At 38.3% G+C, this 16,540-nt stretch carries 19 protein-coding genes and 2 pseudogenes; 7 read left to right on the top strand and 14 right to left on the bottom strand.

Going from position 1 to position 16,540, the window contains the following annotated elements; genetic code table 11:
* The first annotated feature begins 2 nt into the window (after window positions 1-2).
* Entirely contained in the window at window positions 3-644 is a 642-nt protein-coding gene (locus LEUFL_RS0100270; RefSeq protein ID WP_010006702.1) for a DUF421 domain-containing protein, read from the top strand.
* A gap of 30 nt (window positions 645-674) precedes the next feature.
* On the opposite strand, the gene LEUFL_RS0100275 is transcribed toward LEUFL_RS0100270, so the two are convergent.
* Both LEUFL_RS0100275 and LEUFL_RS0100280 read right to left on the bottom strand, forming a co-directional pair.
* A complete protein-coding gene (locus LEUFL_RS0100275) occupies window positions 675-1,589 on the bottom strand; it encodes an aldo/keto reductase (RefSeq protein WP_010006703.1) in 915 nt (304 codons plus the stop codon).
* A 116-nt stretch (window positions 1,590-1,705) separates the two neighbouring features.
* Window positions 1,706-2,158 (bottom strand): cupin domain-containing protein, encoded by a 453-nt coding sequence (locus tag LEUFL_RS0100280; protein ID WP_010006705.1) that lies wholly within the window; start codon window positions 2,156-2,158, stop codon window positions 1,706-1,708.
* Between the two features lie 145 nt (window positions 2,159-2,303).
* On the opposite strand from LEUFL_RS0100280, the gene LEUFL_RS12825 reads away from it, so the two are divergent.
* Complete coding sequence (locus LEUFL_RS12825; protein ID WP_010006707.1) at window positions 2,304-2,465, top strand: hypothetical protein; 162 nt, start codon at window positions 2,304-2,306, stop codon at window positions 2,463-2,465.
* Window positions 2,465-2,866 carry a YiiX/YebB-like N1pC/P60 family cysteine hydrolase gene (locus tag LEUFL_RS10710; RefSeq protein ID WP_010006708.1) on the top strand — a complete coding sequence of 134 codons (402 nt, stop codon included), beginning with the start codon at window positions 2,465-2,467 and terminating at the stop codon, window positions 2,864-2,866. The genes LEUFL_RS12825 and LEUFL_RS10710 overlap by 1 nt, the downstream gene beginning before the upstream one ends.
* 48 nt (window positions 2,867-2,914) lie before the next feature.
* On the opposite strand, the gene LEUFL_RS0100290 is transcribed toward LEUFL_RS10710, so the two are convergent.
* The 11 genes and pseudogenes from LEUFL_RS0100290 to LEUFL_RS12295 form a co-directional block, all read right to left on the bottom strand.
* Complete coding sequence (locus LEUFL_RS0100290; RefSeq protein ID WP_237697860.1) at window positions 2,915-3,487, bottom strand: ECF transporter S component; 573 nt, start codon at window positions 3,485-3,487, stop codon at window positions 2,915-2,917.
* Between the two features lie 102 nt (window positions 3,488-3,589).
* Window positions 3,590-3,901, bottom strand: a complete 312-nt coding sequence (locus tag LEUFL_RS0100295) for a metal-sulfur cluster assembly factor (RefSeq protein ID WP_010006710.1) — start codon at window positions 3,899-3,901, stop codon at window positions 3,590-3,592.
* Window positions 3,902-3,914: 13 nt separating this feature from the next.
* A pseudogene (gene sufB / locus LEUFL_RS10715) lies at window positions 3,915-5,299 on the bottom strand (Fe-S cluster assembly protein SufB).
* A 43-nt stretch (window positions 5,300-5,342) separates the two neighbouring features.
* Entirely contained in the window at window positions 5,343-5,783 is a 441-nt protein-coding gene (gene sufU, locus LEUFL_RS0100310) for a Fe-S cluster assembly sulfur transfer protein SufU (RefSeq protein WP_010006714.1), read from the bottom strand.
* Complete coding sequence (locus tag LEUFL_RS0100315; RefSeq protein WP_010006716.1) at window positions 5,761-6,993, bottom strand: cysteine desulfurase; 1,233 nt, start codon at window positions 6,991-6,993, stop codon at window positions 5,761-5,763. The genes sufU and LEUFL_RS0100315 overlap by 23 nt, the downstream gene beginning before the upstream one ends.
* Window positions 6,980-8,185, bottom strand: a complete 1,206-nt coding sequence (sufD, locus tag LEUFL_RS0100320) for a Fe-S cluster assembly protein SufD (RefSeq protein ID WP_010006719.1) — start codon at window positions 8,183-8,185, stop codon at window positions 6,980-6,982. The genes LEUFL_RS0100315 and sufD overlap by 14 nt, the downstream gene beginning before the upstream one ends.
* An 11-nt stretch (window positions 8,186-8,196) precedes the next feature.
* Complete coding sequence (gene sufC / locus LEUFL_RS0100325) at window positions 8,197-8,988, bottom strand: Fe-S cluster assembly ATPase SufC (RefSeq protein ID WP_010006720.1); 792 nt, start codon at window positions 8,986-8,988, stop codon at window positions 8,197-8,199.
* 37 nt (window positions 8,989-9,025) lie between these two features.
* Window positions 9,026-9,865 carry a helix-turn-helix domain-containing protein gene (locus LEUFL_RS0100330; protein ID WP_010006722.1) on the bottom strand — a complete coding sequence of 280 codons (840 nt, stop codon included), beginning with the start codon at window positions 9,863-9,865 and terminating at the stop codon, window positions 9,026-9,028.
* Window positions 9,866-10,130: 265 nt separating this feature from the next.
* Window positions 10,131-11,071 (bottom strand): annotated as a pseudogene (locus tag LEUFL_RS10720) (AEC family transporter).
* A 64-nt stretch (window positions 11,072-11,135) separates the two neighbouring features.
* Entirely contained in the window at window positions 11,136-11,408 is a 273-nt protein-coding gene (locus LEUFL_RS12290; RefSeq protein ID WP_081458686.1) for a carbonic anhydrase family protein, read from the bottom strand.
* Window positions 11,368-11,760: a carbonic anhydrase family protein gene (locus tag LEUFL_RS12295; RefSeq protein WP_010006725.1), complete on the bottom strand. Its 393-nt coding sequence runs from the start codon at window positions 11,758-11,760 to the stop codon at window positions 11,368-11,370. Before LEUFL_RS12295 ends, LEUFL_RS12290 begins: the two co-directional genes overlap by 41 nt.
* 484 nt (window positions 11,761-12,244) lie before the next feature.
* Here LEUFL_RS12295 and LEUFL_RS0100345 point away from each other — a divergent pair, with 484 nt between their 5' ends.
* The 3 genes from LEUFL_RS0100345 to LEUFL_RS0100355 all read left to right on the top strand — a co-directional run bounded on the left by LEUFL_RS0100345 (window position 12,245) and on the right by LEUFL_RS0100355 (window position 14,518).
* Complete coding sequence (locus LEUFL_RS0100345) at window positions 12,245-13,261, top strand: zinc-dependent alcohol dehydrogenase family protein (protein ID WP_010006726.1); 1,017 nt, start codon at window positions 12,245-12,247, stop codon at window positions 13,259-13,261.
* A 2-nt stretch (window positions 13,262-13,263) separates the two neighbouring features.
* On the top strand, window positions 13,264-14,037 hold the full coding sequence (locus LEUFL_RS0100350; protein ID WP_010006728.1) for a DUF6198 family protein: 774 nt from the start codon (window positions 13,264-13,266) through the stop codon (window positions 14,035-14,037).
* A gap of 97 nt (window positions 14,038-14,134) precedes the next feature.
* Complete coding sequence (locus tag LEUFL_RS0100355; protein ID WP_010006730.1) at window positions 14,135-14,518, top strand: VOC family protein; 384 nt, start codon at window positions 14,135-14,137, stop codon at window positions 14,516-14,518.
* Window positions 14,519-14,576: 58 nt separating this feature from the next.
* Here the strand turns inward: LEUFL_RS0100355 and coaBC are convergent, their stop codons facing one another.
* Window positions 14,577-15,776, bottom strand: coding sequence for a bifunctional phosphopantothenoylcysteine decarboxylase/phosphopantothenate--cysteine ligase CoaBC (gene coaBC / locus LEUFL_RS0100360; RefSeq protein ID WP_010006731.1), 1,200 nt, complete (start codon window positions 15,774-15,776; stop codon window positions 14,577-14,579).
* Window positions 15,777-15,866: 90 nt separating this feature from the next.
* Here coaBC and LEUFL_RS0100365 point away from each other — a divergent pair, with 90 nt between their 5' ends.
* Complete coding sequence (locus LEUFL_RS0100365) at window positions 15,867-16,451, top strand: ECF transporter S component (protein ID WP_010006732.1); 585 nt, start codon at window positions 15,867-15,869, stop codon at window positions 16,449-16,451.
* Window positions 16,452-16,540 lie beyond the last annotated feature (89 nt).

Consider the following 16,540-nt stretch of genomic DNA (forward strand, 5'->3'; position numbering starts at 1 on the left):
TAATGGGATCATATTGGGAAGTCACAATTAAACTTGCTTTAGGTTTATTAACCATTATTATCCAAATTAACCTTTCTGGGAAAAGTAATTTAGCCCCAGTTAGTGCGTTAGATCAAGTACAAAATTATGTACTTGGTGCCATTGTGGGTGGGATGATTTATAGTTCAGCAATTACTATTTTGCAATATTTCTTAGTCTTATTAATTTGGACACTCTTAGTGCTTATTTTGCGTTTTACCACCAATCATAATCGTTACATTAAAAAATTTATAGATGGGCAACCACAAATCATTATCACAAACGGCCAACTAGATGTTGATTCAGCCCTAAAACACGGTTTAAGCGCCAATGATTTGAGTTTGAAATTAAGAAGTAGCGGTGTTGCGAGTTTAACGGATGTCAGTTTAGCCGTATTAGAACAAAACGGGCAACTTACTGTAATGACGACGGATGATGAAGCGATTCGTTATCCAATAATCACCGATGGACAACTCAATCCTGCTGTACTCACCGCCACTGGCCATGATGAAGCTTGGCTTACCGACTATCTGAAACAACACGATTATACGATTACAGATATTTATTTGGCAACGTACGCTAATCACGAGCTTTATTTTTCCCTTATTCAAAATAAAAACTGGTAAACAGATTTGTTTATCAGTTTTTTATTTCTATTAGAATCCTTGGAATAATCGATCAATGTCATCATATTCATCAGATGTTAATGTCAATAGTGCTGCTTTAGCGTTGTCTTGTACTTGCTGCGCATCTCTTGCCCCTGGAATAACAACACCAATATCTGGATTAGTCATATACCAAGCCAAAACAACTTGTGCAATAGTTGCCGCATGTTGATTAGCTATTGTTTTAAGATCTTCTAACGCTGACATGATGTGCTGATATTTTGCCACTGGATATTGCTTAAACTTTGGCTGATCTTCCTGTCGGTATCTGCCCGTTAATAGGCCTTGGGCTAGCGGAAAATAAGGCACAAATGTAATATGATGCGCTTTCAAATATGGCCATAAGGATTGCTCAGCATCACGATGTACCAAGCTATAATGGTCTTCAACAATATCGATATCATGATTGACATTAGCTTCTTTAATTTGATCTAATGTAAAGTTAGAAAGCCCAATGGCTCTGATTTTACCTTGTGCTTTAAGTTCAGACAGAGCCGCAACAGCTTTATCTTTTGGTGTATTATCATCTGGAAAATGAATATAAAAAATATCAATATAATCTGTTTTTAAACGTTCCAATGCCTGGTCAACAGCGCGTCTTAGAAATTCTGGGTCATTATTAAATGTTAAATCATGATCAGGATCTTGCGCTGCCTTTGTAGCTAAAATAATATCAGAACGATTATACTGTCGTAAAACATCTCCAATAATCGTTTCAGATTGTCCTAGCCCATACATGTATGCCGTATCTAGCATTTGGATGCCTGAGTCCAGGGCAGTTGTAATCACGTCCGCACCTGCTCGATCATTTAAACCTGAGAAAAGATTATGTCCACCCACTTTATTAGTGCCTAACCCTAGTTTACCGGTTTTAATATCACTGTTACCAATTACTATTTTTTGCATACATGATACTCCTTTCATTGATTGCATTGGTTGCTTATAGTCCATTTTAAAATAAACAAATAAAAACACACCAAATACTGCTCAGCATTGGCATGTTTTTCATCGAAAATACAATCTCAATTTTGCGTTCCTTCTAATGGGCCTTCCTTATCGATTGCATCTGCTTTAGTTGTTTCGTTCGTTCCTTTGGCATGCTTAACAGGTGAATAAACTGAAAAGACCTTCATGGTTTCATCACCAGCATTAATTACATTGTGCCACGTATCGTCAGGAATAATCACAACATCACCGGCGTGTACTTCTTTATCCACCGTTAATTTGTTCTTATCTTTACCCATTTTCACACGACCAACACCTGAAACCATGTAAATAATCTGATCATTATCATGATGCTTTTCCATACCAATATCACCGCCACCAGCTGGTATCGCCATCAATGTAATCTGAACATGTTCCCCAGTCCATAATGTTGTCCGATAATTATCATTGGCTAATGCTGCATCATGCAAATTCTCTGCAAATGGTAAAGGACCATAATCCTTTAATTCCAATTCATCATTATGTGTCATTAGTAATCCTCCTTTCCCTTAGAATAACACCAAATCACTACGATGTACAAAAATCTCATGAGCAATTGACACAGTTTTAGCATCTTGCATGCATGAATCATATTCGATATGCTAATGAATAACAAAATCAAAAAAGAGGGTCCCTATGTCGATATCAAGCTATCACAATGGTGATTTATTATTTGTCCAAGCTTCCCAACAACCACTGTCACAAATGATTGCCCAAAGCACACAAAATCAGACCACAGTAAACGTGAACTATACACATGTTGCGATATTGGAAAAATCTCACGACAATTTTTTGTGATGCATGCGACCCATAATAAAGGTTGTATACGACAAAAATTAACTGATTTTTTGCATGACCAAGATACTAATGTCGATGTTTATCGTCTCTGTCAGAAAAAGTTAAATTATGACACGATTATAAACCGAGCAAAAGCATTATTAGGCTCACCTTACAATACTAGTTTTGATCCCGATGAACCAGGTTACTATTGCTCGAGTTTTATTTATGAAATTTTTAAACCTGAACATTTTTTTAATCTTATTCCCATGCAGTTTGGACCAAGAAATACAGTGTTACCTGATTGGAAGCGATACTATGCGCTGTTACATTTACCAATTCCCAATGGTAAATTAGGCAACAATCCGAATTCACTACTTCAGGATCAACGCTTCCAATTAATTTCACAAATACGCATATAAAAAAGCGCTCGCATCAAAGATGCGGCGCTTTTTTATATGGATAAATAATCAATAACCTTTATTTAAAATCATCTTATTCAAAATCTTTTCAAGGGGCCAATAAAGTATACCTGCCAAAACAATCGTTGTGACACAATTAATGACCGTTGGAAAAACAGATGCTAAAGACAACGAAACAGCGGTAGGTGCATTGGTACCAATAATGAGTGCTTTCACAAAATTATGTAACAAGGTCATTATCAATTTAGCAATACTTGCTATCAATAAAATCATCATGAGCCGAGTAAATGTCTTATGTGTTGAAAAATCAACTAAACGCCAAGTACCAATGGCTGCAGCACCCACAATAAATATTTCTATGAAATAATATGGCGCTTCAACCGCATAGCCACTCAAAATATCAAAAATAGCAAACCCTATTCCCGCAGCTAAGGCACCGTGACGATATCCCATGAGTAAAACTGAAAGGATGGCAACAGTATTCCCTACATGCACAAATGGGCTCCCAATAGCTGCCGGCATAGGCACTCTAATACTTGTTCCCAATGCAGTCATAGCTGCAAAAAAGCAACTAAAACTACCGTCATAATGTATGTCTTCTTCTCCATAGTCGACTCCCAAATCTTAAGTGTCCGTGCCCAACGTTAGCTTGGCACGCGTTACTTAAAATTATAATACGATGAGTATTATATTGCTAATTTTATTTTTATAATGTCTATTAAATTAGTAAAGTCCAAGTGAAATCCGTGCATAGCGGCTCATTTTATCAATATTCCAGGCCGGTTCCCAAACCAGGTTAATATTGACAGCTTTAATTTCTGGTAAAGCCATTAATGCCTGGCGAATCATATCTTCTAAAACTTCCACTAATGGACAGCCCATTGTTGTAAGTGTCATCTCAACATTTGCTGTTCCAGTATCTTCAATGAAATCAACATGGTAAATCAAGCCAAGATTAACAATATCAATTCTCAATTCTGGATCAATGACTGTCTGTAATGCTTCTAAAATATCAGTTTCTATCGTCTCTGACATGCTCTCTCCCTATTTATCCTACTGAACCCACCATCTCAAATTTCATAAGCCGATTTAATTCAACCGCATACTCCATTGGTAATTCTTTAGTGAACGGCTCAACAAACCCCATAATAATCATTTCGGTTGCTTTTTTAGCGGAAATACCACGTGTCATCAGATAATATAATTGTTCTTCTGATACGCGTGATACTTTAGCTTCATGCTCTAAAGCCACATCCCCATTTAAAATTTCATTATATGGAATGGTATCTGCTGATGATTCATCATCAACAATAATCGTATCGCACTCCACATGTGCAAAAGCACCACTCGCTTCACGGCCAAATTTAACCGTACCACGATAATCTGTTGCGCCTCCATCGTGTGCAATTGACTTTGAAATAATTGACGACGACGTATTTTTAGCATTATGAATCATTTTGGCACCTGAATCCAAATGCACACCCTGACCCGCCACAGCAATAGATAACATTGTGCCGCGTGCCCCTTCGCCATTCAAATATACAGCAGGATATTTCATTGTCGTTTTAGAACCAAAATTACCGTCTACCCATTCCATAGTGGCATTGTCTAATGCATACGCACGCTTCGTTTCCAAAGAGTAAACATTATTTGACCAATTTTGAATTGTTGTATAACGGCAATAACCATCTCTTTTAACAATAACCTCAACGACTGCTGCGTGTAATGCGTCACCAGAGTATGTTGGTGCTGAACACCCTTCAACATAATCCACATGTGCCCCTTCATCAACAATAATTAACGTCCGTTCAAATTGCCCTTCATTTTCCGTATTAATACGAAAATATGACTGAATTGGTGTTGTGACATGAACGCCTTTTGGTACATAAATAAACGTACCACCAGACCATGCTGCTGCGTTCAAAGCTGCCAATTTATTATCTGTTGGTTTCACTATTTTGCCAAAATATTCCCGCAATAAATCGGGATATTTTTGTACGGCAGTATCCGTGTCAGTGAAAATAATGCCTGTTTTTTCAAATTCTGCTTTCATCCGATGATAAACCACTTCGGATTCATATTGTGCAGATGACCCAGCTAACCATTTACGCTCTGATTCTGGGACACCTAAACGTTCAAACGTTTCTTTTAATTCTATTGGCACATCATCCCAATCGCGATATTGCTGATCTGTCGGTTTATTGTAGTAATAAATTTCATCAAAATCAATCGCACTCAAATCTGGCCCCCACGTTTGCATGGGCATCTGCTGATAAGCCGCAAAAGCGCGCAGACGATAATCCAACATCCATTCAGGCTCATTTTTTTGGCTGAAATTTGACGGATAATCTTTTCATTTAATCCTTTTCCTGTTGAAAAAACCGGCTTATGATGATCTTGAAAATCTGCATTACTCTGTGTTTTCTGTTGAATTGCTTGCTTTGTTTTTCAATAGCATTCTGACGATCAATTTCCATTAACTTCCCCCTTGTTCTGCTAACGCATCTTCTAAGGCCTGCCAAGGTAACTTGGCACATTTAATTCTTGCCGGGAATTGCTGGACTCCAGCTAATAATTGCGCATCTTTCAAGTCACCTACTTCTGATTTTTCCCCCATCAACATCTTAGAAAAAGATTGTATCAGTTGCCTTGCTTTGACAATTGGCTGGTTCATCACCAAATCTGTCATCATCGAAGCTGATGCTTTAGAAATGGCACATCCTTCACCCTTAAATGCAATGGCTTTAATTTTATGGTCTGTGGATAGAACTAATGATAAGTAAATAACATCCCCACAAGAAGGATTATAGCGTGTCATCCTGACACTTGGATCTTCACATTCACCATAATGATGGGGATGTGCAGCATGTGTCATAATAACTTGACGATACAAATCATCCAAATGATCTAATCCCATGATTAAAATACTCCTTCGTAGCCATAATACTGTCAACTAACTTATCCGCATCAGCCATCGTATTATATATGTAAAAACTAGCACGCGCTGTAGCAGAAGCGTTCAAATAATGCATTAAAGGTTGGGCACAGTGGTGTCCTGCTCGAATCGCCACCCCCTGTTGGTCCAATGCAGTGGCCAAATCATGCGGATGCAACTGATCAACGTTAAAAGCAATTACACCAGAATGGTTAGCAGCTTGTGGCCCGTAAACGCGCACGCCATCAATTTCTGATAATTTGGGTAAAATATAATTCACCAAATCTTTCTCATGTTGTTGCACATTATCCATCCCAATCTGGTTAAGATAATCAATTGCTACACCTAAGCCAATCGCACCCGCAACATTCGGTGTACCAGCTTCGAATTTCCACGGTAATGGTTGAAACGTTGCATCCAGCAAGCCAACACGTTCAATCATCTCTCCACCAAATTGTGCTGGTGGCATGGCCTCTAGTAGCTGTCGTTTGCCATACAATACACCAATCCCCATCGGTCCCAGCATTTTATGGCCTGAAAAAGCAAAGAAGTCAGCCTGAATCTGCTGAACATCAACGGGCATATGTGGTGTTGATTGCGCACCATCAACAACAATAACCGCACCCTGTTGATGTGCTAAGTCTGCTAGCTTTTTTATCGGGTTAACAACACCCAAAACATTGGAAGCATGCGCTACGGCTACGATTTTAGTACGAGATGTGATTTGTTTTTGTGCATCTGCCATATTCAAAGTACCATCTTCATTCAGCGCAATATATTTTAACTTGGCATTTACTTTTTTGGCGAGCTGTTGCCACGGCACAATATTGGCATGATGTTCCATATATGACAACACAATTTCATCACCATCATGAACATTTGCTATCCCATAAGTACACGCTATCCAATTGAGAGATTCAGTTGTGCCACGAGTAAATAACACTTCTTCACGTTGCTGTGCGTGAAGAAATGCTGTCACTTTATCGCGCGCTTGTTCATAAGCCTCAGTAGCATGCTGTGATAGTTCATAAATACCACGATGAACGTTAGCGTTACTCAATTGGTAATATTTGGTAATGGCATCAATGACGACTTGTGGTTTTTGTGAAGTCGCAGCATTATCAAGATAAACCATATCGTGTTGATGCATTTGTTGCTGAAGGATTGGAAAATCATTTTTATTGATGTGCATCTTTTAACTGCCTTTCAATATCTTCAATAATCGATTCTCGAACGACCTGATGTGGTATTTGGGCTAAGATGGGCCCCATAAAGCCACGAATCACCAAGCGTCGTGCAACCTTTTCACATAAGCCACGACTCATTAGATAATAAAGTTGTGCTGCATTCATACGACCAACAGAAGCAGCATGCCCTGCAGTAACATCGCTTTCATCAATCAAAAGCAACGGATTAGCATCCCCCCGTGCCTTTTTAGACAACATCAAAATACGCGATTCTTGCTGTGCATCAGCACCTTTTGCACCTTTAATAATATTCCCAACACCATTAAACACGAGAGCAGCATGATCTAAAATGACACCGCGCTGTAAAATGTGGCCGATAGTATGCCGGCCACGATTACTAACACGAGTATTGATCCCTTGGACTTGTTTTTGGGATACCATAGCCATGACGTTAGCATGCGTTTGCGCGCCTTGTCCACTCAACATCGTGTCTAAATGCATGACCATATTGCCACGATTGAATTCAGCTTGTGCCCAATTTAATTGCGCATTATCAGCTAATAAGGCACTGCGATTTAGATAACCACTTGTGTTTGCTGATAGGGCATCAATCGCACTGTATTGAACATTTGCGCCAGCATCCAAAAAGACTTCAATCACCGTGGAGCTTTTAATAGTTGCTTCTCCCATGGTACGTAGCTGTTGCAAGATTGTACATTGTGCATTTTTACCGACATAAATGAGTATGCGTTGCACCGCGTCGCCAGTTGTTGTCGCATTTTGTACCAAAACAAGCTGCAACAACGATTGAATCACCACATTGTCGGGAATGTAAACAAAAATACCAGCATTATACTGCAATAAATTTTGAGCGCTAAGACGATCTTGATCTGCTGGAATCACGGATGATAGGTAGCGTTGTACCAATTGTGGATAATCCTTTTTCGCTGCTTGTATGGACATGACTAAAACACCAGCATTGATTAATTCTTGCGGTAAATACTGATGACCGGCTTGTGTCCCCAATATTTCAATTCCTACATCTTCTGCTGTCAAGAAGTGTGCGTTTGATATCGCTTTTTGAACAGGCATAAGCTGATCTAAGTGCCAACTCGCGTATTTTACTTTTGGAAAATTGGGCAATGGTAATTGTTGTGCAGCCGTAAGAGAGATGTCTTGCTTTTGATATTTAGTCATGTGTGTTTACCTCATAACCCTGCATCAACATTTTCATCCGTTAGTACAATATCTAAACCAAGTTCATCACGTAAACCAGCATACCCTTCAGCTTCTAACTTTTTAGCCAACTGAGGACCACCCGTTTTCACGATGCGACCATCCATCATGACATGCACAAAATCTGGCACAATATAATCTAATAAACGTTGATAATGTGTAATCATCAAAACACCAAAATCGGGTGATTTCATTTCATTCACACCTCGAGCCACAACTTTTAAAGCATCAATATCAAGACCCGAATCAATTTCATCTAAAATCGCAATTTTGGGTTCAATCATCAATAATTGCAAAATTTCATTACGCTTTTTTTCACCACCAGAAAACCCTTCATTCAAATAGCGAGCAGACATTTCCTCTGGCATCGATAATATGGCACTCTTTTCGTCTAACTTCTTAATAAAATCCATGACACTAATCGGATCATCCTCAGGACGGCGCGCATTGATTGCAGCCCGCATAAACTCAATATTCGTAACACCCTGTATTTCAGCTGGATATTGCATGGCTAAGAAAAGGCCTGCTCTTGCTCGTGCATCAACAGCCATATCTGCTAAATTTTGCCCATCAAAATATATTTCTCCAGACGTAATGCGATAAGCTGGATGCCCCATAATAACCTGGGACAATGTTGATTTCCCCGTGCCATTTGGCCCCATGATGGCATGTACTTCACCTGTTTTCATAACCAAATTAACACCTTTAAGTATCTCTTGATTATCAATTGCAACATGTAAATCTTTCACTTCTAATGTTGTCATTATTCCCCCATTTATATCAGCATAACTAGCCTTCAGATTAAAACAATGTGCCAATTTGCTGTAGTATTAATTCATTTTGATGTAATTTTGCCAAAGTACGCGCATTCTTTAACATTTCATTATGCACAAAACGTTGACCTTGCAACTGTTTGTCAGCCTGTACCATTAACAAGAAAAAGTTCTCTAAAAAATAACTGTGATCTGTATCGCTCAATAAATTAATCCCATATGAAGCTAGAAACACAGTATTTTTATAACGGCCACAAGCTAATTCAAATCGAGCACTCAGATACAATGTCACAATGTTAGCTACACTCGCATTTTCTTGCACTGAGCGTGCCGAGAAATTCTGTTGCTGCCATATTTTTGCAAATAAACTTTGTGCACGGTCACTATGCCCTACCATGTAACATTGATAAGCTTCACCCGCCATAAGGAGTAATTGTTGGTCATCGACTAATTCGTTTGTGTTAATACGATCCCGCCACCTTTTGGCTGAAACAACATCGTTATCAAAGAACAAAGCCGCTAAGTAATGTGACAAATGATAGACTGCTCGTTTTTCTTCCCGCAATGACTTGAGTTCAATCTTTTTAAAAATCATCCGATACTTTGTAACATTTTGATGGATTTGTGCTTGAATAGCCTGATTTAAATAAACTTCATCATTTGTCAGTGCTTGCTTAGTATGCATTGGAAAAATGTCATTCAATGTTAACCCCAGTTTCTCACACAGCGATACCAAAATATCAATCGATGGAATCTGTAAACCATTTTCTAATTTAGATAGTGTGGCTTGTGTACAAATACCATCTGAAAGCGCAATTTGTGACAATTTAAGTTGCTTTCTTCTAGCAACGATGCGTTCTACTTTCATTTTTGCCCTCAATTTTCCTGCTGTTATTTCATCAACCTGGTTAATTTAGTTAAAATACTACCACAATTCCAATTTTTTATAATTAAAATATATAACGCTAAATTTATTTTTGAGAAAACACTTGCTAAAATTTTTATCGCTTAATTACCACAAAATCATAGTATAAAAAAGACACACTATTAGAAAATAGCGTGTCTTTTTTTAATATATTAAAAATTTTGATATGTGTTGTATTTAAATCAGATGTTGCGTGATGGTCATGATATTATTTCTGTAATAGTGTCATTAATATTGGTACGGCAATTAAGCTTAAAATAGTTGACTCAGTAACCATAATAGCAGCATAATCAGCATCTGCACCATACAGTTTAGCAACAACCGGCGCATTGGTCATAACTGGCATCGCTGATTGTAAAATAAATACTTGCTTCATTAACTGTGGTACATCAGCTCGCCAAAGTAATAATGACATCAGAATTGGCGCTAAGATAAATCGGCCGGCTAGCACACCTAAACTATATCGTGATAATTTGATGTTACGTAATCCAGCTTTTTCAATTGCAATACCAATAAAAATCATTGATAGTGGAATCGTCAAAGCGCCCATATAGTGCAAATCGCTAGCAATGAAGGTTGGTATTTTAACATCTAATAATACGAGGACCACACCAATCATAAAACCAAATAGAGGTGGTGAAAAAACCTTTTTTAAAGTTGTGAAGATATCAAATTTCCAGGTACCTTCACCATCTCTTTGAATGAGGTAGGTTCCCAATGTCCAAAAGAATGTCGTGTTGGCCATATAATAAACCAAAACATATGGTAAACTGCTAGGACCAAATAAAGCCATATTAATGGGTAAGCCCACAAAAACAGTATTTGAATTAAAAACATTGATTGAAATAAGCCACGACGATTTTTACGGACATGCAATAGTCGGGCAATCGCCACTGATAATCCAAATAAAATCATCATCGATATCACAGGATATTTCAAATTAGGTAATAATTGCGCTAATTGTTGTTTCGTAAAATCCTTTGTAATGGTATCAATCATATACATTGGTAAAGCAATTTGCGTCACGATACGCGCAATAATTTGACTACTACTAGGTGAAAACCAACGACTACGCGCCAATATATACCCAATAACAATCATAACTAAAATGACTAAAACGCCTTGAAGACTATCAAAAAATACAACCATCCAACTATTTCCAATTCTAATTTTTTGCAAACAGTTTTCATTATATCATGTTTATACCGGTTAATTATTGATAGTACAGTACTGTTCGACCGTTTAACGGCTGTATATGTCGATGATTATATGGATAATTATCATGGATGGCTTGCCAATCAGCTTGCGTCACTTGAATAGCATTAGCCAAGACAAGCCACGTAATATCCTTCCCCAACGGTGGCGTTGTTAAAGAGCCTGTGTATTGATAATAAGACAAAGGTTGAGGTAGCCACTGTTGTAAATGAGCTGTCTGGATACCCTGATTAAAGATTGTGGTGATGCCTTCTATTTTTAGAGGCATCATCGATTGTCCCTAAGACGGCAAGTACTAGTGTTGCACCCTGTTCGTTATGAAAGACAAAATGAATTTCTAAGTCAGCTTGTTTGCCATCAATGAAATGCTCACTGCCATCATGAAAATGCAGGCGTTCCATACGATACACTTGCTCACCCAATGTTAACTGACCCGAAGCTAAAAATTGCTCGCCAATCTCTCGATCATCTCCAATCGTTAAATCATGACTCGTAAAGTCAACAATCAACGGTTGCTTTTGCCAATCGATTTTTTTGGCGTCATTAGCTACAATGTCAATCGGTGATTGCCAATTCGTTTCACCAATCCAGCAATCCTGCTCACTATAATCTAAATGTTGCATATTATCCTCCACAACTGTCTCGCTAATAATAAGTAATATTTTACCTCACACATCACTTTCAGTCTGGTTTCATGCTCACAGCATTGTTTCAGAAAATTATATGTTACTGACTTAAATAATTAATGACCTCTTTTTGAGTTTTATTGTCATATTTTCATGACCCGCACTAATTGCTATACTCACGTTGAAGCGGCTGAACCTATATTTTTCTACTTACTTTTAAAAAGTTTATTTTTCACAATTATCCTGATATTTTCATAATATTGTGAAAATTATTAATGATTTTAATGTAAATTTACTGGAAAGATATTTTTACTTACTTTATGTACTGAAAACTTCATAATCTCTATTCTGACAACGTTTATCCCCCTAATATTTCAAATAAAATTCATGAAAACACGCAAAATTTGTTTGACACAAGGCCACAATTGTGCAACAATATGCGTGTAAGTTACTTGAATCACAAATATGAGGAGAATTCATAATGGAAGCATTAGTTTTAACTGACACTAAGAAATTAGAAGTCAAAGACATTCAAAAGCCAGAAGTAAAGCCTAACGAAGTGTTAATTCACACTGCCTTTGCGGGTATCTGTGGTACTGACCACGCATTGTACGCAGGTTTGCCTGGTTCAGCTGATGCTGTGCCACCAATTGTTCTTGGTCACGAAAACTCAGGTGTTGTTACAGAAGTTGGATCTGACGTAACAAACGTTAAAGTTGGTGACCGTGTTACAGTTGATCCTAACATCTACTGTGGCCAGTGCAAGTTCTGCCGTACAGCACGTCCAGAATTGTGCGAAAACTTGTCAGCCGTTGGTGTAACACGTGATGGTGGTTTCGAAGAATACTTCACAGCACCTTCATCAGTTGTTTACAATGTTCCTGATAACGTTTCATTGAAGGCTGCCGCTGTTACAGAACCAATTTCATGTGCTGTTCACGGTGTTCAATTGTTGAAGTTAACACCTTACCAAAAGGCTTTGGTTATTGGTGATGGCTTCATGGGTGAATTGTTCGTACAACTTCTTCAAGCTTATGGTGTTCACCAAGTTGACCTAGCTGGTATTGTTGATGAAAAGCTTGCTATGAACAAAGAAAAGTTCGGCGCAGTTAACACATACAACACAATGAAGGGTGACAAGATCCCTGCTGACGAATATGATGTTGTGATTGAAGCTGTTGGTTTGCCACAAACACAAGAATCAGCTATCGAATCATCAGCACGTGGTGGTCAAGTTTTGATGTTTGGTGTCGGTGGTCCTGATGCTCACTTTGAAATGAACACATATGAAGTCTTCCAAAAGCAACTAACAGTTCAAGGATCATTCATTAACCCTAACGCATTCGAAGATTCATTAGCATTGCTTTCATCAGGTAAGTTGGATGTATTGCCATTGATGTCACATGAATTGGACTACAAGACTGTTGATGATTTCGTTAATGGTAAGTTGGGTGTCGTATCTAAGGCTGTTGTCAAAGTCGGTGGTGAAGAGGCATAAATATGGCGCAGAAAACGGCGCAAAAGCCAAACAACAAATCAAAGTTATCTAAGAAAGCTGCTAATCGATCCATTTCGATGAGTGCGTCGCTGGCTTACTTCGCATTTTCACTTGTGTTAAATGCGCTTGGTAATGTGCTAACGATTGTGACATCTGCTCACATTTTGCCCGCTTTCTTAGGATCAGCTTACTGGACAGCTGCACAAACTAACTTAGGTTATGCTATATTAGGCCGAGGTAGTAGTACTGCGTTGTTCTGGGCATTCTTAGTTTTGGGAATGTTAATTTCATTCTTAAACGCCATTTTAATGGGAAAGTTAGATTGGGGTCGTGTATTAGGCAATTTTGCCTTCATGCTACCATTCTCTCTCTTCATTCAATGGTTCGCTAATATATTCAATAATATGTTAGGTGGCTATCATGCTACCTCACTACCAATGATTATATTGTTCGTTATTATTAACTTCGTCGGTGTTGCCTTTATCGCTACTGCCATTTCTATTTATCAGCGTGTTAACCTTGTGTTGCACCCAGCTGATGATTTGATGCAAATCTTGCGTTTCAAATACTTTAATGGTAAAGCCGCAATAGCTATGTGGGTATCATATATTCCACCTACGCTTATGGGTATCATCGCAGTTATTATGACACACAACTTAGAAAACTTTGGTTTAGGAACCTTGTTTGCTTTCTTGTTCCAAGGAAATATTACCGGTTTTGCAGACCGTCTAATTTTCCCTAATTTGAAGCATCAAGCCGTTGATGTCGGTAAATAAATGAGATGAGTTGTGAATGTTACCTTTAACGTTTCACAACTCATTTTTTCATAAATTATTCTAAAATTAATGCATTGTACCTGAGGAGGTAAGAATCATGGCATTTACAGATTATTTTGACGATGTACAACACATTGGTATTCCAACTTCAGACTTAAAAGTAGCTGAAGAATTCTGGACAAGTCTTGGTTTCACAAAAACTGGTGACTTCCCAGTTGGAAATGTTATTTTCATGAAGCGCAACCACTTGGTAATTGAAACATGGCAACAAGACGAAGTTGCTGGTAAGCCTGGTGCAATTAACCACATTTCAATGAATACTTCTAGTGCTGATGAAGCATTTAAGGCTGCTAAGGCCGAAGGCTTCAAGCTTATTGACAGTGAAGTTCAATCATTACCATTCTGGGATAAGGGTATTCGTTTCTTCAATATTGAAGGACCTGATGCAGTTATCGTTGAATTCTGTGAAATCGTAAAGTAATTCCGTGTTCTATAAATTAAAAAGCCTAATGTTGAGAATTTTCCCAATATTAGGCTTTTTAATTATATTCTTTTGCAATCAATTGAATGATTGCTCTAGCTGTATCCAATTTACTTTGAACGGGTAGATATTGTGGTTCATGACTTGCAGTTAACACGACAACTTGATTATCATCACTGGAAAAACCGATATCTGAACGACTCACATCATTCGCAACTAACATGTCAGCACCCTTAGTTTTTAATTTAGCGTCAGCATATGCTAGCAGATCTTGTGTTTCAGCAGCAAAACCAACCACATACTGTTGGCGTTTGTGACGTCCAACTTCAGCTAAAATATCTGGATTTTTAACAAGATTAATCGTCATGTTATTGTCATCTGTTTTCTTAATTTTCTGATCTGCTTTTTGTGCCGGTCGATAATCAGCCACGGCTGCAGCCGATATAAAAATATCACTATCGGGGACATGCGACATGACTTGGTCATACATCTCTTGCGTACTTTCAACCATTATTGTCTTTACGCTGTAAGCAACATTACGATTAATTGTGGTAATGAGCTGAACGCTAGCACCTGCTTCAGCAGCGGCCTGTGCTAATGCATAACCCATTTTACCTGATGAGCGATTAGTTAAAAACCGTACGGGATCTAATGCTTCTCGTGTCCCACCAGCTGTAATTAATACCCGTTGATTTTTTAATGCGCCATTTTGAGCAAGCAAGCGTATTTCAGTCTGTGCGAGAATATCAACTGGTTCTGGTAAGCGCCCCTTGCCCTCATACCCTTCGGCAAGAAATCCCGTCGTTGGCATAATAACCAATATATTATCATGATGAAGTTGTTGAATATTACGCTGAGTAGCTGGGTTTTCCCACATCTGATCATTCATAGCAGGTGCTACCACCTTTTGTGCTTGGCTAGCCAGTATAATGGTCAATGCTGCATCATCAGCAATTCCCTGAGCCATTTTAGCAATCAAATTAGCCGTTGCTGGTACGACAAAAATCAAGTCCGCCCATTGTGCCCATTCAATATGTTGTACACTACCCGTCTTAATCGGATGAAACATATCTGTCATAACCGATTGTTGCGTTAGAACTTCAAAAGTAAATGGTGTGATAAACTGTTGTGCTGATGATGTCATTACCACTCGAACTACTGCACCTTGCTTAACCAGTTCACGCACAAAATAGGCTGCTTTATATGCCGCAATACCGCCAGTTACTATGACTATAATCTGTTTATTTTCGTAAATCATCACGTCACCTTTTTCATATTATATGACTATTTTACAAAAGTATTCATGCATATGATATGATTTAAATAATTTAAAATTAGAGGAAAAAAGATGTCATCTAAAACAAAATTAATTGCCCTATCCAGTATATTTATTGCAATTGTTTTGCTACAAAACATGATACCTATTTTAGGTGGTCTCAACATTGGTGTACTACGCATCACCTTAATCCACGTTACCGTTGCAATCAGTGCTATTGTCTTGGGACCTAAGATTGGTACAATGATTGGGCTGACATGGGGATTAACGTCGTTCATTACCGCTTTAACAGCACCTAGTAGTCCTGTTGCAGCTTTAATATTCACGAATCCAGTGATTGCACTTGTCCCACGTCTACTCGTGGGACTCATTGCTGGCTTAGTGTTTAACAAGCTTGCACAACGACTATCACCAGTAGTGAGTGCAGGTATTACCGGATTTCTAACTGCACTACTGAACACAATTATGGTATTGGGATTAGCTTATGTTTTCTATGCTAACGGTATGTCAGCGATTTATAAGGTATCCGTTGATCAACTTCTTCCTATTTTGCTAGGTATTGTGGCATCTAATGGCGTACCAGAAGCAATTGCTGCAACCATATTAGTGCCACTCATTGCCTTGCCGCTCCGACGTTTGGTCCAGCAACATCAATAATCACACCTTAATTTACAATAAAAAGCCACACAACCTCATACGACGTTGTGTGGCTTTTTCATCATAGGTATTCCCCACTGACCTGTTTA

This window comes from Leuconostoc fallax KCTC 3537, from assembly GCF_000165675.1.
Taxonomy (GTDB): domain Bacteria; phylum Bacillota; class Bacilli; order Lactobacillales; family Lactobacillaceae; genus Leuconostoc_B; species Leuconostoc_B fallax.

Coding starts and splice junctions, on each gene's coding strand:
- LEUFL_RS0100270 (WP_010006702.1), top strand. CDS start 3: ATGGGATCATATTGGGAAGTCACAATTAAACTTGCTTTAGGTTTATTA.
- LEUFL_RS0100275 (WP_010006703.1), bottom strand. CDS start 1,589: ATGCAAAAAATAGTAATTGGTAACAGTGATATTAAAACCGGTAAACTA.
- LEUFL_RS0100280 (WP_010006705.1), bottom strand. CDS start 2,158: ATGACACATAATGATGAATTGGAATTAAAGGATTATGGTCCTTTACCA.
- LEUFL_RS12825 (WP_010006707.1), top strand. CDS start 2,304: ATGTCGATATCAAGCTATCACAATGGTGATTTATTATTTGTCCAAGCT.
- LEUFL_RS10710 (WP_010006708.1), top strand. CDS start 2,465: ATGCATGCGACCCATAATAAAGGTTGTATACGACAAAAATTAACTGAT.
- LEUFL_RS0100295 (WP_010006710.1), bottom strand. CDS start 3,901: ATGTCAGAGACGATAGAAACTGATATTTTAGAAGCATTACAGACAGTC.
- sufU (WP_010006714.1), bottom strand. CDS start 5,783: ATGGGATTAGATCATTTGGATGATTTGTATCGTCAAGTTATTATGACA.
- LEUFL_RS0100315 (WP_010006716.1), bottom strand. CDS start 6,993: ATGCACATCAATAAAAATGATTTTCCAATCCTTCAGCAACAAATGCAT.
- sufD (WP_010006719.1), bottom strand. CDS start 8,185: ATGACTAAATATCAAAAGCAAGACATCTCTCTTACGGCTGCACAACAA.
- sufC (WP_010006720.1), bottom strand. CDS start 8,988: ATGACAACATTAGAAGTGAAAGATTTACATGTTGCAATTGATAATCAA.
- LEUFL_RS0100330 (WP_010006722.1), bottom strand. CDS start 9,865: ATGAAAGTAGAACGCATCGTTGCTAGAAGAAAGCAACTTAAATTGTCA.
- LEUFL_RS12290 (WP_081458686.1), bottom strand. CDS start 11,408: ATGATGCCTCTAAAAATAGAAGGCATCACCACAATCTTTAATCAGGGT.
- LEUFL_RS12295 (WP_010006725.1), bottom strand. CDS start 11,760: ATGCAACATTTAGATTATAGTGAGCAGGATTGCTGGATTGGTGAAACG.
- LEUFL_RS0100345 (WP_010006726.1), top strand. CDS start 12,245: ATGGAAGCATTAGTTTTAACTGACACTAAGAAATTAGAAGTCAAAGAC.
- LEUFL_RS0100350 (WP_010006728.1), top strand. CDS start 13,264: ATGGCGCAGAAAACGGCGCAAAAGCCAAACAACAAATCAAAGTTATCT.
- LEUFL_RS0100355 (WP_010006730.1), top strand. CDS start 14,135: ATGGCATTTACAGATTATTTTGACGATGTACAACACATTGGTATTCCA.
- coaBC (WP_010006731.1), bottom strand. CDS start 15,776: ATGATTTACGAAAATAAACAGATTATAGTCATAGTAACTGGCGGTATT.
- LEUFL_RS0100365 (WP_010006732.1), top strand. CDS start 15,867: ATGTCATCTAAAACAAAATTAATTGCCCTATCCAGTATATTTATTGCA.